The 14,911-nt window shown below is 55.1% G+C and carries 11 protein-coding genes; 5 read left to right on the forward strand and 6 right to left on the reverse strand.

What is annotated here, in order from left to right; translation table 11 throughout:
• Positions 1-145: 145 nt before the first annotated feature.
• Complete coding sequence (gene cysQ / locus MC50_RS10855; protein WP_032689810.1) at positions 146-889, forward strand: 3'(2'),5'-bisphosphate nucleotidase CysQ; 744 nt, start codon at positions 146-148, stop codon at positions 887-889.
• Here the strand turns inward: cysQ and MC50_RS10860 are convergent.
• A complete protein-coding gene (locus tag MC50_RS10860; RefSeq protein WP_032689809.1) occupies positions 879-1,436 on the reverse strand; it encodes a YtfJ family protein in 558 nt (185 codons plus the stop codon). The genes cysQ and MC50_RS10860 overlap by 11 nt on opposite strands.
• A 319-nt stretch (positions 1,437-1,755) precedes the next feature.
• Between MC50_RS10860 and MC50_RS10865 the strand changes: the two genes are divergently transcribed.
• Positions 1,756-1,962 (forward strand): DUF1107 domain-containing protein, encoded by a 207-nt coding sequence (locus MC50_RS10865; RefSeq protein ID WP_004857160.1) that lies wholly within the window; start codon positions 1,756-1,758, stop codon positions 1,960-1,962.
• Positions 1,963-2,027: 65 nt separating this feature from the next.
• On the opposite strand, the gene araC is transcribed toward MC50_RS10865, so the two are convergent.
• From araC to msrA, 5 genes are all read right to left on the reverse strand, one after another.
• The gene (gene araC, locus MC50_RS10870; protein WP_032689808.1) at positions 2,028-2,900 is read right to left on the reverse strand and encodes an arabinose operon transcriptional regulator AraC; all 873 of its coding nucleotides are present in this window, start codon (positions 2,898-2,900) and stop codon (positions 2,028-2,030) included.
• 30 nt (positions 2,901-2,930) lie between these two features.
• Entirely contained in the window at positions 2,931-4,940 is a 2,010-nt protein-coding gene (locus MC50_RS10875; RefSeq protein ID WP_047663830.1) for a beta-galactosidase, read from the reverse strand.
• Between the two features lie 18 nt (positions 4,941-4,958).
• Entirely contained in the window at positions 4,959-6,191 is a 1,233-nt protein-coding gene (locus MC50_RS10880) for an oligosaccharide MFS transporter (protein WP_047663832.1), read from the reverse strand.
• Positions 6,192-6,389: 198 nt separating this feature from the next.
• Entirely contained in the window at positions 6,390-7,733 is a 1,344-nt protein-coding gene (locus MC50_RS10885) for a hemolysin family protein (protein ID WP_032689805.1), read from the reverse strand.
• Between the two features lie 172 nt (positions 7,734-7,905).
• Positions 7,906-8,544 (reverse strand): peptide-methionine (S)-S-oxide reductase MsrA, encoded by a 639-nt coding sequence (gene msrA / locus MC50_RS10890; protein WP_032689804.1) that lies wholly within the window; start codon positions 8,542-8,544, stop codon positions 7,906-7,908.
• A 209-nt stretch (positions 8,545-8,753) separates the two neighbouring features.
• On the opposite strand from msrA, the gene tamA reads away from it, so the two are divergent.
• Genes tamA through MC50_RS10905 form a run of 3 tightly spaced genes read left to right on the forward strand, consistent with a single transcriptional unit; the run spans position 8,754 to position 14,607 of the window.
• Entirely contained in the window at positions 8,754-10,487 is a 1,734-nt protein-coding gene (tamA, locus tag MC50_RS10895) for an autotransporter assembly complex protein TamA (RefSeq protein ID WP_102990861.1), read from the forward strand.
• Positions 10,484-14,260 carry an autotransporter assembly complex protein TamB gene (gene tamB / locus MC50_RS10900; protein ID WP_047663835.1) on the forward strand — a complete coding sequence of 1,259 codons (3,777 nt, stop codon included), beginning with the start codon at positions 10,484-10,486 and terminating at the stop codon, positions 14,258-14,260. Before tamA ends, tamB begins: the two co-directional genes overlap by 4 nt.
• Before the next feature lie 2 nt (positions 14,261-14,262).
• On the forward strand, positions 14,263-14,607 hold the full coding sequence (locus tag MC50_RS10905) for a gamma-glutamylcyclotransferase family protein (RefSeq protein ID WP_004857174.1): 345 nt from the start codon (positions 14,263-14,265) through the stop codon (positions 14,605-14,607).
• Positions 14,608-14,911 lie beyond the last annotated feature (304 nt).

Consider the following 14,911-nt stretch of genomic DNA (forward strand, 5'->3'; position numbering starts at 1 on the left):
GTACATCCTGTTGCTTACAGAAATGTGAATCATGCCGAAAACTGGCTCATGAAACCGCCATCGTTATCACAGATAGCGGAACTCGCAGCGATGCGATATAACTAAAACAACGAGTTAACGCCACTGTAACCAGATGAGGTGGAGAATGTTAGAACAAGTATGTCAACTTGCACGGATTGCAGGTGATGCCATCATGGAAGTCTATGATGGAAAGCAGCCGATGGACGTTGCCAGCAAGAAGGATGATTCTCCGGTCACCGCGGCAGACCTCGCCGCGCACAAGGTGATTATGCACGGCCTGCTGGCGCTGACGCCCGATATCCCGGTGCTCTCTGAAGAAGATCCCCCCGGATGGGAGGTGCGGCAGCACTGGCAACGCTACTGGCTGGTGGATCCGCTGGACGGCACCAAAGAATTTATTAAACGTAACGGTGAATTTACCGTCAATATTGCCTTGATTGAAAAAGGAAAACCGGTCCTTGGCGTGGTTTACGCGCCGGTCTTAAAGGTGCTGTATAGCGCAGAAGGCGGAAAGGCGTGGAAAGAGGAATGCGGCATGCGCAAGCAGATTCAGGTGCGGGATGCCCGACCGCCGCTGGTGGTTATCAGTCGCTCCCACGGCAACGATCCGGAACTGCAGGAGTACCTGGAACATATTGGCGAGCATCAGACCACCTCGATCGGTTCGTCGCTGAAATTCTGCCTGGTGGCGGAAGGTCAGGCCCAGCTTTATCCGCGCTTTGGGCCGACCAGCACCTGGGATACCGCCGCTGGCCATGCCGTTGCGGTAGCTGCCGGGGCGCACGTTCACGACTGGCAGGGGCGTACTCTGGACTATACCCCGCGTGAATCTTTCCTGAACCCCGGCTTCCGGGTCTCTATTTACTAAGCAGTTTGTGCAGCAGGGCGACCACCTGCTGCACTTCATCCTGCGTGAGCGCGCCATCTTTGGCCCACTGAACGCGACCGTCTTTATCCAGCACCACAATCGCTGAACTCTCCTCCTGCAGCTGCCAGGCTTTACGGGCCAGGCCGTTGCTGTCGACAATAAACTGCGACCAGGGGTAGAGCTGTTTGTTGCTCTCAATGCTGCTACGTACGAACATGCCGGAACCCGGAATGGCGTCATCGGTATTCACGATGGTGGTGGTCTGGTAACGGTCGTGCGGGAATTTAGCGGCCTTAATTGCCTCTATCAGAGTGGCATTTTTCTCTTTTGCCGACGTGCGTCCGGCGATGTGCTGCACCACGCGAACTTTTCCTGCCAGCTGCGAGCTATTCCAGTTTTTATAGCTAAACTTATCATTATCCAGAATTAATTCTCCCCGGTCGGCAATGCCAACCGGCGCGACGCGCTGGCCATCGACAAAATTATGCGCTGAGGCCATCAGCGGGAACAGGAGGCAGGAAACCGCCAGTAGCTTACGTAGGGTCATGATGAGTCCTTATTTTTATGCAGGTGATCCGACCACTTGGTCTCGTTTAAGCATAAGTGCGATTCCCCGGCATTACACGCAATCAGGGTGCCAGTTTGCGTGTTAACGCACATATTCGAAGGAAATCGGCGACTTATACTAACTTCTACGTATGTTTGAAAAGAAAGTTCTTAATTATTGTCATCAAAAGGTAAATAAACTTATGCATGCTGGGTATTACAGAAGTTCTGGACTATAGTTTCAGGGCATTAAAATTTGCGCTCCCGAATCGTGGGCCAAGTGTGGCACCACAAGAGCGTAACCCTGGCAGGAGACAACAATGAAAATTTTCCAACGCTACAATCCGCTACAAGTGGCGAAGTACGTGAAGATCCTGTTCCGTGGACGGTTATACATCAAGGATGTTGGCGCTTTTGAGTTTGATAAGGGCAAAATCCTTATCCCGAAGGTTAAAGACAAGCAGCATTTGTCTGTGATGTCTGAAGTCAATCGTCAGGTTCTGCGTCTGCAAACAGAGATGGCTTAACCTGAATAACGATATAGCTATGCGGTAAAAAAACGGCTCCTGATGGAGCCGTTGATGTTTCTGGCCTATCCCTTCATTTCCGCATAGCGTTTACGGTACTCGCCCGGCGGAATGCCGTTGTGTTTGCGGAAAATACGCGTGAAGTAGACCGGGTCTGCGTAACCGACCGACAGGGCGATTTTGTTAAGCGGCAGGGAAGTACTCTGGATCAGCCATCGCGCGCGGTTAATGCGTTGCGCCTCGCGCCAGGCGTATACCGTTTGCCCCAGCTCATTTTTGAACAGATGCGCCAGCCGTGAAGGCGAGATAAAAACCATCGCTGCCAGGTTTTCAATTTTAATCTCCTGAGCAATATGCTCGTTAAGATAGTCACATATGGCGTTAATCCGCGGATCGTGAGCGTGGCGATTGCTGATCGGCTGTCGCTGAAAGCAGCTCAGGATCAGGCGCTCCAGCGCATTCATCGCCAGCGCTTCAGAAAGCGGGGCGGAAGCGGAATGATGGCGGATGACTTCATAGAAAAGATCGCGCAGATTTTGCAACTGTTCAGGATCGTTGACCGTTGTTTTGCCAATGCCGTGGCTCGTTTGATCCCATTTCAGCCAGTCTATCCAGTAGGGCCGGGGGATAAAGTAGATCCATAAATGATCCCAGTGCTCGCTGTGTTCATCCCGCCCGTAATGGTGGGGAACGCCGGGCGGGAAGAGCAGCAGATCGTTTGCACGAAACAGAAGGGAGCCATCGCCCGCTTTCGCGCGCGCCTGGCCGCGCAGAGTCAGATTGATGATGTAACCTTTCATCCCCTGCGGGCGGTTAATGTAGTAGTCCAGCTTTGACCCGCGGGTGATGGGGGTAAAGCCGGCGACGACCCAGGCGTTGAAGGTAAAGGTCTTCATCAATGGCGAGAAGTTCAGTAGCTCATTGATATCCAGTTCCATCGTTTCTCCCGCCTGAACGCCGCTGTCCGGTTAACTTTCGATGATACTAAATTCCCATGCCTTGAGACGCAACGGCTGGCCGCAGCTTACCTTATCCCCGCTCAACAGCGCGTTGCCTGATGTCTCGCTGATGAACTCCAGCGGCTCGCCGGAGTAGTTGAACAGGAAGTGGATGCGGTTGCCGTCACGGTTGCGCATCTGTTTAACCACCAGCGGATAGCGGTACGCCGACGTGCGCGAGCGCAGATCCAGGCCAGAGGTGAGGACGTCAAATAGCTGACTAACCAGCGTTTTCTGCGGCAGGAAGCCTACGTAAATCGCCCGCCCCTGGCCGTAATCTGCATCGGTGGCGGCGGCATATTCGCTCCATGCCGGATGCTGATAGCGCAGTAGCGTGCGGGTAGTGGAGTCCGGCGTCAGCAGCTCCATCCACAGTTCGGCCTGATTGTCTTTACTGCAATCTATGTCTGCGCGGCATGAACTTACCGTGGTCTCCTCCGGCAGGGTGAACTGGCTGTAGCTCACGCCGCAGCTCTCGCGCAAAATCCCCGGCTGGGCGCCGGTTCGCACCTTGACGTTTTCATCGCTAAAGCCCGATTTAAAGCCGATCAGCGCTCTGCCGCCTTGTTCAATATAGCGATTGATGCGCGTAAGCAGGCCATCATCAGCGGCGTAAAGTCCGGGCACGATCAGCGCGCGGTAGCGCGAGGTTTCCTCATTAACATCATGGATAATATCGACACTGATATTGTGGTCGTACAGCGCATCGTGGAAGCGGCGAAAAATATCGTTATAAATATTGCCCTGCGTATCGCCGGGGCGGAACTGATTGAGGGCGTCCATTGCTTCATTGCTCACCAGCAGCGCGACGTCGTTTTCTGCTTTCAGCTCCGCCAGCTGCGGCGACAGGCGGGCGAAGTCAGCCCCGATAGTGGTCGCCTCCTGCCAGGTCGCATTGCGCGAGAAGTCGTGGCTTAACAGCCCCTTCCAGTAGGTCTCGAACGAGTTATGAATCGAATGCCAGTGCCAGTAGGAGACCATCGCCGCACCTGAGGCCACGTGGCTAAAGGCCTGCAGACGCAGCTGTCCCGGGAAAGGCGTCCACTGGGCGAAGCCCTGCGCCTGGGTTTCCAGTACGAAGTAGTTCTTACCCTGCCTGAGCGAACGGGTAATGGCGCCGCCAAAGGCGATTTCCCGCCCGGTCAGGTGCTTCTGACTCGGGTGATAGATATCGACACCGGCAATATCCAGCGCCTGCGCCGCCGCAAAATGGTCGACTCGCGGCTGCACGCCATAGGAGTAGCCGCGCCATTCAAAATCGAAGTTGTGGGTGACGAACTGATGCGGCTGGGCATATTCACGCACGATGTCCGCCTGCCAGGCGAGGTACTCGGTCACCTGCTGGCGCTGGTAGCGGGAGAACGCGCAGGCGAGGCTGGCGTTAATGGTATTTTCGACCGGCGGAAAATCCTGCCAGCTATCGATGCGGTTGCTCCAGTAGTCCAGACCAAAATCTTTATTCAACCGGGCGAGATCGGGATATTGTTCCCGCAGGCTGCGCACAAAACCTTCCTGCATATAGCGGCCGATATTATCGTAATGCTTGGTTTCGTTATCCAGCTGCCAGCCAATAATCGCCGGATGGTGCTGCACGTGCGCCATCAGAGTGCGGATAATCTTTTCGGCGTAGCGGCGAAAGGTCGGGTTGACGATATCCATGATTTGCCGCGGACCATATTTTTGCTGTCCGTCGACGGTGGTGACCAGAATGTCCGGATGTTTAGCCGCCAGCCAGGCCGGGACGGCGTAAGTCGGCGTGCCGATAATCACCGCGATCCCCGCTTCATGCATAGCGTCCAGCACCCGGTCGATATGGTAGAAGTTATACTCGCCTTCCTGAGGCTCCAGCGTACTCCAGGTCGATTCGGCAATCCGCACCACGTTAATGCCCGTTTCGCGCATTAAGGCGATATCTTTCGCTAACCGGTCTTCCGGCATATATTCATCGTAATACGCCACGCCATAAAATAAATCAGACATACAGGTTACCTCCTTGAATTAATGCACGGGTGCCGGCTGCGGGGAAAAAGTGCGCGCTTTGTCCAGCGTAATAAATGAAATCAGCGTAAAGCACAGGGCGATACTGCCGAGAACGATATAGCTGCTGGTAAAGCCCATGCTCTGGTACATATGGCCGATGCCGGTAGAAAGAAAAATAGAGCTAAAGCTTTTAGAGAACTGGAAGCCAATTAAGTAAACGGTGGCGGAAAGCATCGGGTTGAAATTGGCGAAGATATATTTTAATGCAGCAACCAGCAGCACCGAGCTTTCAAAACCGTGCAGTAGTTTAATCAGGCTAATGGATACCGGCCCCACTGCCCAGGCTGAACCGATAATGCGCAGGCTCATAATCATCCCGCAGTACAGCAGAGCATTTTTCGGGCCGATTTTATTCACGAACCATGGGGCAAAAAACATCACGACCGCATCAAGGAAAATCTGACCGGTGGTTAAATAGCCGAAGACCTCCGCGCCGCGCGCTTTGCTCTCAAAGAAGTGGCTGTAATAGATAGCGAACTGCTGGTCGTAGGTTTCATATACCGCGCCGACGCCAATCATATAGATGGCGAAGAACCAGAATTTCTTCATTTTCAGCAGCGATGTGGCGTCGCTTAAGGTGACCGGCGAAGCTTTCCCGCCCGGCATCGCGCCCTGTTTATCCGCGCTAATCTGCATTTTCCAGACAATCACCAGCAGGCAAACTCCCGCGCAGCTGGCCAACCAGAAAATCATATTCTGATCGATCCCGTAGAGCTTACCTGCCGCAAAGGTACCGATAGCCGCGCCAATACCGCCAAACATTCTGGCGCGACCAAACTCAAACCCGGAAGCGCGGCTGACTTTATCAATATAGGCTTCGCAAATACCGCAACCAGCGCCATAGGCCATACCAATATAGATGCCGCCGGCCAGCGCCCCGAGAAAAACGTTAATTTTTAATAATGGCGCAAAGACGTAAATCCAGTAGGGGGCAAATAAAGTGATAATAATTGCCAGCAGCCACATGAGGTTTTTACGATAGACCAGTTTGTCGGAGATGAAACCGAATAATGGCTGAACGCAAACGGCAATAATCGCAGTAAAGGAATAAACCAGGCCGACATCAGTGTAATTAATGCCGATGGTTTCCGTTAACCACAGTGATAAATAAGGATAGCAGCATCCCCAGCCAATAAAGAAGAACAGGAAGAACAGACAGCTTATATAGTAATTCTTATTTGATTCAATCATGGTAATCCTCGCTCCCGTTGAACAGGAATATGATCGTGTAGACGCGAGCAAAGTTACCTTTTTGCGCGGAGGGGAGTCATGAAAGTTTCGCTATGGAACAGTAAAAATCTGCTATCGCCTGAGGGGCGTGAGCCGCCTCACATTCGGACAATAAAAAAGGCGGAGTTTTCATCCGCCTTTTATGTTCGACCCAATACTTTACGCCGGCTCTTTATCGCTATTCACGGCGTCCGGCTGTTTCGGTACCAGCACGGTCGGTTTGTTGTCGATGCGGGTTACCAGCAGCTGGTCAATCCGGTAGTTGTCGATATCCACCACCTCGAATTTATAGCCGGAGAATTTCACCGCATCGGTGCGTTTCGGGATCTTACGCAGCATAAACATCATAAAGCCGCCGATGGTCTCGTAGTTGCCGGACTGCGGGAATTCGTCGATATCCAGCACGCGCATGACGTCGTCAATCGGCGTACCGCCATCAATCAGCCATGAGTTCTCATCGCGAGCGACAATTTGCTCCTCCAGTCCCTGGCCGACCAGATCGCCCATCAGAGTAGTCATGACGTCGTTGAGGGTGATAATCCCCACCACCAGCGCATATTCGTTCATGATTACCGCGAAGTCTTCCCCGGCGGTTTTAAAGCTTTCCAGCGCTTCAGAGAGCGTCAGCGTATCCGGAACAATCAACGTATTGCGAATCTGTACGCCGCCGGTCAGCACCAGGCTTTGGTTCGCCAGCACGCGATTAAGCAGATCTTTAGAGTCCACGTAGCCGATGATGTGGTCGATATCTTCGTTACAGACCAGGAATTTGGAGTGCGGGTGTTCCGCCACCTTGTTCTTCAGGCTCTGCTCGTCTTCGTGCAGATCGAACCAGATGATGTTTTCACGCGAGGTCATAGACGACGGAACGGTACGCGACTCCAGCTCGAAAACGTTCTCAATCAGCTCATGTTCCTGCTTACGCAGTACCCCGGCCAGCGCGCCGGCTTCTACCACGGCGTAAATGTCGTCGGAAGTAATATCGTCTTTACGCACCATCGGTATTTTGAACAGGCGGAAGATGTTGTTAGCCATGCCGTTGAACAGCCACACCAGCGGGCGGAAGACCAGCAGGCAGAAGCGCATCGGGTTGATGATACGCAAAGCAACGGCTTCTGGCGCAATCATACCGATGCGTTTCGGGGTCAGGTCAGCGAACAGAATGAACAGGCTGGTGACCAGGGTAAAGGAGATGATAAAGCTCAATTGCTCTGAAAGCTCAGCTGACATGTACTGGCTCAGCAGGCTGTGAAACGCCGGCGAGAATGCCGCATCACCGACGATACCACCAAGAATGGCGACGGCGTTGAGGCCGATCTGTACGACGGTAAAGAATGTGCCCGGGTTTTCCTGCATTTTGAGAACGCGTTGGGCGTTCACGTTGCCGTCATCGGCCAGCAGTTTGAGTTTGATCTTACGTGAAGCTGCCAGCGAGATCTCCGATATCGAAAAAAACGCACTGACAGCGATCAGACAAAGAATAACTAAAATACTATTTAACATAGTTTATCCAGCCGTTGAGGCCAGATCCTCGGAAGGGAAGTTGATAACTCTATAGTGGAATACATAAAAAACCGGTCCGAAGGCTCTGGACCGGCTATAACACAGGGTAGTATAGCGTAAGCGACTGTAAAGCCGCCAGAGCGTTAATTATTCACCTCAGTGATAAACGCTATTATGCCTGTGGGGGCAGACAGACGCCAATGCCTCCGATACCGCAGTAGCCGTACGGATTTTTGTGCAGGTACTGCTGATGATCGTCCTCGGCGTAGTAAAACGGCTTCGCCGGAGCAATTTCCGTGGTAATTGCGCGGGTGTCGTTGGCGTCGCGCATTGCGGCCTGGAAACGTGCCAGACTGGCCTTCGCCGCCTCATCCTGTTCTGGAGTCAGCGGATAGATGGCGGAGCGATACTGGGTGCCATGGTCATTGCCCTGCTGCATACCCTGGGCCGGATCGTGGTTCTCCCAGAAAACCTGCAGCAGCTGCGCGTAGCTGATGACCTGCGGATCGTACACAATGCGTACGGCTTCGGCATGGCCGGTGTCACCGGTACAGACTTCACGGTAGGTCGGGTTCGGCGTATAGCCGCCGGTATAGCCCGCCGCGGTGCTGTAGACGCCAGGCAACTGCCAGAACAGACGCTCAACGCCCCAGAAACAGCCCATCGCGAACAGGGCAACTTCCATCCCGTCCGGGACATTGGTCATGGAGTGGCCATTGACAGCGTGGAGTGTTGCCACTGGCATAGGGGTGTTGCGTCCTGGCAGCGCATCCGCCTGGGCGACAAGATGCGTTTTATCAAATAGACTCACGGTTGGCCTCTCAAAACATAAGTCGTGGTTAAGGTTGTAACGAAGCGTGTCTTTTTACACAATAAACATGCCCGATACGTCTAGATTTAAACATAAGAATTATTTGGTTTAGCGTTTCTTTTTCAACCCTAAGTTGTTGGGGTTTTATTAAGCCGTGGAACGGCGCTTTCGTTTCCTTCGGGGGGAAACAAGGATATTCAGGAGAAAACGTGCTACAAATCCGCCAGTTATGTATCACCAGCCTTTTGCTGGTCAGCGGGGTCGCTAGCGCCGCGAGCGTGCGTTTGCAGGTTGAGGGGTTATCCGGAGAGCTGGAAAAAAACGTCCGAGCTCAACTTTCTACGATCCAGAGCGACGAAGTGACGCCGGATCGCCGCTTTCGTGCGCGCGTCGATGATGCGATTCGCGAAGGGTTGAAGGCCCTGGGATACTACGAACCGACAATCGTTTTCGACCTCCGTCCGCCGCCGAAAAAAGGCCGGCAGGTGCTGATTGCCAAAGTCACGCCAGGTGAACCGGTACGTATTGGCGGCACGGAAGTCATCCTGCGAGGCGGTGCGCGCACCGACCGTGACTATCTGGATTTGTTAAAAAAGCGCCCGGCTATCGGCACCGTCCTGGATCATGGCGATTATGACAGCTTCAAGAGCTCGCTCACCCACGTTGCGCTGCGTAAGGGCTACTTTGACAGCGAATTCATCAAAAGCCAACTTGGGGTTTCTCTCGAGCGTCATCAGGCCTTCTGGGATATCGACTACAACAGCGGCGAGCGCTACCGCTTTGGTCCGGTCACTTTTGAAGGCTCGCAAATTCGCGATGAATATCTGCAAAACCTGGTACCGTTCAAGCAGGGCGACTACTACACCTCGCAGGATCTCGCCGAACTTAACCGCCGCCTGGCGGCAACCGGCTGGTTCAGCTCCGTCGTAGTGGCGCCGCAGTTTGAAAAGTCCCGCCAGACCAAAGTTCTGCCTTTGCAGGGCGTGGTCTCCCCGCGTAAAGAGAATACCGTGGAAACCGGGGTCGGCTACTCAACCGATGTCGGGCCGCGCGTCAAAGGGACGTGGAAAAAGCCGTGGATGAACTCCTACGGGCATAGCCTGACTTCCAGCCTCAGCCTCTCCGCCCCTGAACAGCAGCTTGATTTCAGCTATAAGGTGCCGCTGTTAAAAAGCCCGCTGGAGCAATACTACCTGATGCAGGGCGGTTTTAAGCGTACGGACCTCAATGATACGAAAGCCGACTCAACGACCCTTGCGGTATCACGTTTTTGGGAAATGTCGAGCGGCTGGCAGCGCGCGCTGAATCTGCGCTGGAGCCTTGACCACTTTACCCAGGCCAACGTCACTAACACCACGATGCTTATCTATCCCGGGGTGTCGGTAAACCGTACCCGCTCCCGGGGGGGGCTGATGCCGAGCTGGGGCGACTCCCAGCGCTATTCGCTGGACTACTCCAACACCATGTGGGGCTCGGATATTAACTTCATCGTCGCCCAGGCGCAGGATGTATGGATCCGCACGCTCTACGACCGCCATCGCTTTGTGGTGCGCGGCAACCTCGGCTGGATTGAAGCCGATGACTTCAACAAAGTCCCGCCGGATCTGCGTTTCTTCGCCGGTGGCGACCGCAGTATTCGCGGCTATAAATACAAATCGATCTCACCGAAGGATGACGATGGCAAACTGATGGGGGCCTCAAAGCTGGCGACAGGTTCGCTGGAGTATCAGTACAACGTCAGCGGTAAATGGTGGGGCGCAGTCTTCGTCGACAGCGGTGAAGCGGTGAGCGACATCCGCAAAAGCGATTTTAAAACCGGCGCCGGCGTCGGCGTGCGCTGGCAGTCGCCGGTTGGCCCGATCAAGCTGGATATTGCCGCGCCGGTCGGCGATAAAGACGAACACGGTTTACAGTTTTACATCGGTCTGGGGCCTGAATTATGAGTTTATGGAAGAAGATAAGCCTCGGGGTACTGATCTTTTTGGTTCTGCTACTGGGGACGGTCGCGTTCCTGGTCGGCACGACCAGCGGCCTGCATCTGGTACTGAAGGCGGCGGACCGCTGGGTCCCGGGTCTGGAAATCGGCAAGGTGACCGGCGGCTGGCGTGACCTGACGCTGCAAAACGTGCGCTTTGCCCAGCCGGGCGTCGCGGTTACGGCCGGTCAGTTCCATCTGGCGGTCAAGCTACAGTGCCTGTGGGATAGCAGCCTGTGCGTGAACGATATTTCGCTGCGCGATATCTACGTGGCGATCGACACCAGTAAGATGCCGCCTTCTGCGCCGGTAGAAGAAGAGGACACGGGGCCGCTGAATCTTTCGACGCCGTACCCTGTTACGCTGAGCCGCATCGCGCTGCAAAACGTGAACGTCAAAATTGATAATACCGCCGTTTCGGTGCGGGACTTCTCCACCGGCCTGAACTGGCAGGAGAAGAATCTGACCCTGACGCCAACCTCGCTGCAGGGGCTGCTTATCGCGTTGCCGAAAGTGGCGAAAGTGGCGCAGGAGCAGGTGGTTGAACCGAAGATAGACCATCCGAAGCCGGAAGAAAAACCGCTCGGCGAGACGATGAAAGCGTTGTTCTCCCAGCCGGTGCTGCCGGAGATGACCGACGTTCATCTGCCGTTAAACCTGAATATCCAGTCGTTCCGCGGCGAGCAGCTGCGCGTCACTGGCGATACCGACATGACCGTCTACAGCATGCTGCTGAAAGTCAGCAGCATCGACGGGCACATGAAGCTGGATACGCTGGATATCGATTCCGATCAGGGCAAGATCAATGCCGCAGGCACCGCGCAACTGCAGGATAACTGGCCGGTAGACATCACCCTCAACAGTACGCTGAACATCGATCCGCTGAAAGGCGAAAAGGTGAAGCTGACCGTCGGCGGCGAAATGCGTAAAAAGCTGCAGATCGGCGTGGATTTAGCCGGTTCCGTGGCGATGACGCTGCGTGCCGATGCCCAGCTGGCGGAAGCCGGACTGCCGCTGAATATGGAACTGAAGAGTAAACAGCTGTACTGGCCGTTCAGCGGCGAAAAACAGTTCCAGGCCGACGATGTACTGCTGAAATTTAATGGCAAGATGACCGACTACACCATGGCGTTCAGTACCGCGGTGAAGGGGCAATCGCTGCCGCCGGCGAAAATCACCCTCAATGCTAAAGGGAACGAACGGCAGGTGAACCTCGATAAGCTGACCGTTGCGGCGCTGGAGGGGAAAACCGAACTGAAAGCGCTGCTGGACTGGCAGCAGGCTATCAGCTGGCGCGGCGAGCTAACGCTCGACGGCATCAACACCGCCAAAGAGGTACCGGACTGGCCGTCGAAGCTAAACGGGATGATTAAAACTCAGGGTAGCCTGTACGGCGGGAGCTGGCAGATGTCGGTACCGGAGCTGAAAATCACCGGTAATGTTAAGCAGAACAAGGTCGATGTCAGCGGCTCACTGCAGGGTAACAGCTACATGCAGTGGAAAATCCCCGGTCTGCACCTGGCGTTGGGTAAGAACAGCGCCGAGGTGAAGGGAGAACTGGGGGTTAAAGACCTGAACCTGGACGCCACCATCGATGCCCCCAATCTGGACAATGCGTTGCCGGGGCTGGGCGGCACGGCGAAAGGGCTGTTGAAGGTGCGTGGCACCGTTGATGCGCCGCAGCTGCTGGCGGATATCACCGCGCGTGCGCTGCGCTGGCAGGAGCTGACCGTCGCTCAGGTCAACGTCAAGGGTGACGTGAAGTCCAGCGACCAGATCGGCGGCAATCTTGATGTGCGCGTCGACCGAATCAGCCAGCCGGGCGTCAATATCAGCCTGGTGCAGCTGAATGCCAAAGGGAACGAGAAGCAACACGATCTGCAGCTGAAAGTGCAGGGCGATCCGGTTTCCGGACAGCTGTCGCTGGCGGGGAGCTTCGATCGTAAAGAGGAGCGCTGGAAAGGGACGCTGAGCAATACCCGCTTCCAGACGCCGGTAGGGCCGGTTTCCCTGACGCGCAACATTGCGCTGGATTACCGTAATCGCGAACAAAAAATCAGTATCGGGCCACACTGCTGGACTAACCCGAACGCCGAGCTGTGCGTGCCGCAGATCATTGATGCCGGCGCCAGCGGACGGGCAGTGGTGAATCTGAACCGCTTTGATCTGGCGATGCTGAAGCCGTTTATGCCGGAGGCGACCCAGGCCAGCGGCGTATTCAGCGGCAATGCGGATGTCAGCTGGGACACCACCAAAGAGGGGCTGCCGCAGGGTAAAGTGACGCTGAACGGTCGCAATGTCAAAGTCACCCAGATGGTCAACGATGCGCCGCTGCCGGTGGCCTTCGATACGTTGAATCTGACGGCGGAGCTGCATAACAACCGTGCGCAGCTCGGTTGGCTGATTCGCCTGACCAACAACGGTCAGCTGGACGGGCAGGTGCAGATTACCGACCCGCAGGGGCGCCGCAACCTCGGCGGTAATGTGAATATCAACAACTTCTCGCTGGCGATGATTAACCCGATCTTCGCCCGCGGCGAGAAGGCGGAAGGGAAGCTCAATGCGAACCTGCGCCTCGGCGGCGATCTGCAAAGCCCGCAGCTGTTTGGCCAGATGCAGTTGGGCGGTATCGATATTGACGGTAACTTTATGCCGTTCGATATGCAGCCGAGCCAGCTGGTGATGAACTTCAACGGCACCCGCTCAACGCTGCAGGGCACCGTGAATACCAAACAGGGCCAAATCAGTCTGAGCGGTAACGCCGACTGGACCCAGATTGACAACTGGCGCGCGCAGGTGGCGGCCAAAGGCAGCCGGGTTCGTATTACCGTGCCGCCGATGGTAAGGCTGGATGTTTCGCCGGATGTGGTCTTTACCGCTACCCCGAGCTTGTTTAGCCTTGATGGCAGCGTTGACGTTCCGTGGGCGCGTATCGTCGTCAACGATGTGCCGGAAAGTGCCGTTGGGGTCTCGTCTGACGAAGTGATGCTGGATAAAAATCTGCAGCCGATTAAGCAGCAGAGCGCCGGTATTCCCATCAACAGCAACCTGACGATTCACGTTGGTAACAACGTTCGTCTGAGCGCCTTCGGTCTGAAAGCGCGTCTGACCGGCGATTTGAAAGTGGCTCAGGATAAACAGGGGCTGGGACTGAACGGGCAGATTAATATCCCGGAAGGTCGCTTCCATGCCTACGGTCAGGACCTGATCGTACGTAAAGGCGAGCTGCTGTTCTCCGGTCCGCCGGATCAGCCGTTGTTGAATATCGAAGCAATTCGCAACCCGGATGCGACAGAAGACGACGTGATCGCTGGCGTTCGCGTCACCGGCTCGGCCGATCAGCCGAAAGCGGAGATTTTCTCTGACCCGGTCATGTCGCAGCAAGAAGCGCTTTCTTACCTGCTGCGAGGGCAGGGTTTAAGCAGCGGACAGAGCGATAGTGCCGCAATGACGTCAATGCTTATTGGTATGGGGGTTGCACAAAGTGGTCAGGTTGTGGGTAAAATCGGCGAGACGTTTGGCGTAAGCAATCTGGCGCTGGATACCGAGGGAGTGGGCGACTCCTCCCAGGTGGTGGTCAGCGGCTATGTACTGCCAGGTCTGCAGGTAAAATATGGGGTAGGGATCTTTGATTCCCTGGCGACGTTGACGTTACGCTATCGCCTGATGCCTAAGCTATATATGGAAGCGGTGTCTGGCGTAGACCAGGCTCTCGATTTGCTCTATCAGTTTGAGTTTTAGCAATGCGAATATTTGTTTACGGCAGTTTACGACGCAAACAAGGCAACAGCCACTGGATGACCAACGCTCAGTGGCTGGGCGATCATAGTGTCAACGATTATCAGCTGTACAGCCTGGGCCACTATCCAGGCGCGGTGCCTGGCGAAGGCACAGTACATGGTGAAGTGTATCGTATTGACGCATCAACGCTGGCCGAACTGGACGCGCTGCGCACCAAGGGCGGTGAGTACGCACGTCACCTGATCCAGACGCCTTATGGCAGCGCATGGATGTATGTCTATCAGCGCCCCGTAGAGGGCTTTACGCTGATAGAGAACGGCAACTGGTTAGACAGAGACCAGTATTAACCACGGCAACGCCACCTTCGGGTGGCGTTGTTTTTTTATGTCTGCCATTCACCCGGCACAGGTCAATGGCAGACATAAAAAACCTTTGATCGGACGACCGGCGGTCAGGTCTGCGGCACTGGCAGCGTTTGTCCCCTGGTGGCGCGTTGCTGACCGGGGCTACGGCGGGTGCGGTATTTGGTTTTGCCGCCCGGAGCGATGCCTTTGAGCATTTGTAGCCCGGGTAAGGCGTGAGCCGCCACCCGGGAAATAGCTCTGCGCCAGAAACAAAAACACCGCCCTGAGGCGGTGTTTTCGACAATCT

It is taken from the genome of Klebsiella planticola (genome assembly GCF_000783935.2).
GTDB lineage: Bacteria > Pseudomonadota > Gammaproteobacteria > Enterobacterales > Enterobacteriaceae > Klebsiella > Klebsiella planticola.

Coding starts and splice junctions, on each gene's coding strand:
- MC50_RS10905 (WP_004857174.1), top strand. CDS start 14,263: ATGCGAATATTTGTTTACGGCAGTTTACGACGCAAACAAGGCAACAGC.
- araC (WP_032689808.1), bottom strand. CDS start 2,900: ATGGAACTGGATATCAATGAGCTACTGAACTTCTCGCCATTGATGAAG.
- MC50_RS10875 (WP_047663830.1), bottom strand. CDS start 4,940: ATGTCTGATTTATTTTATGGCGTGGCGTATTACGATGAATATATGCCG.
- tamB (WP_047663835.1), top strand. CDS start 10,484: ATGAGTTTATGGAAGAAGATAAGCCTCGGGGTACTGATCTTTTTGGTT.
- cysQ (WP_032689810.1), top strand. CDS start 146: ATGTTAGAACAAGTATGTCAACTTGCACGGATTGCAGGTGATGCCATC.
- MC50_RS10865 (WP_004857160.1), top strand. CDS start 1,756: ATGAAAATTTTCCAACGCTACAATCCGCTACAAGTGGCGAAGTACGTG.
- MC50_RS10860 (WP_032689809.1), bottom strand. CDS start 1,436: ATGACCCTACGTAAGCTACTGGCGGTTTCCTGCCTCCTGTTCCCGCTG.
- MC50_RS10885 (WP_032689805.1), bottom strand. CDS start 7,733: ATGTTAAATAGTATTTTAGTTATTCTTTGTCTGATCGCTGTCAGTGCG.
- MC50_RS10880 (WP_047663832.1), bottom strand. CDS start 6,191: ATGATTGAATCAAATAAGAATTACTATATAAGCTGTCTGTTCTTCCTG.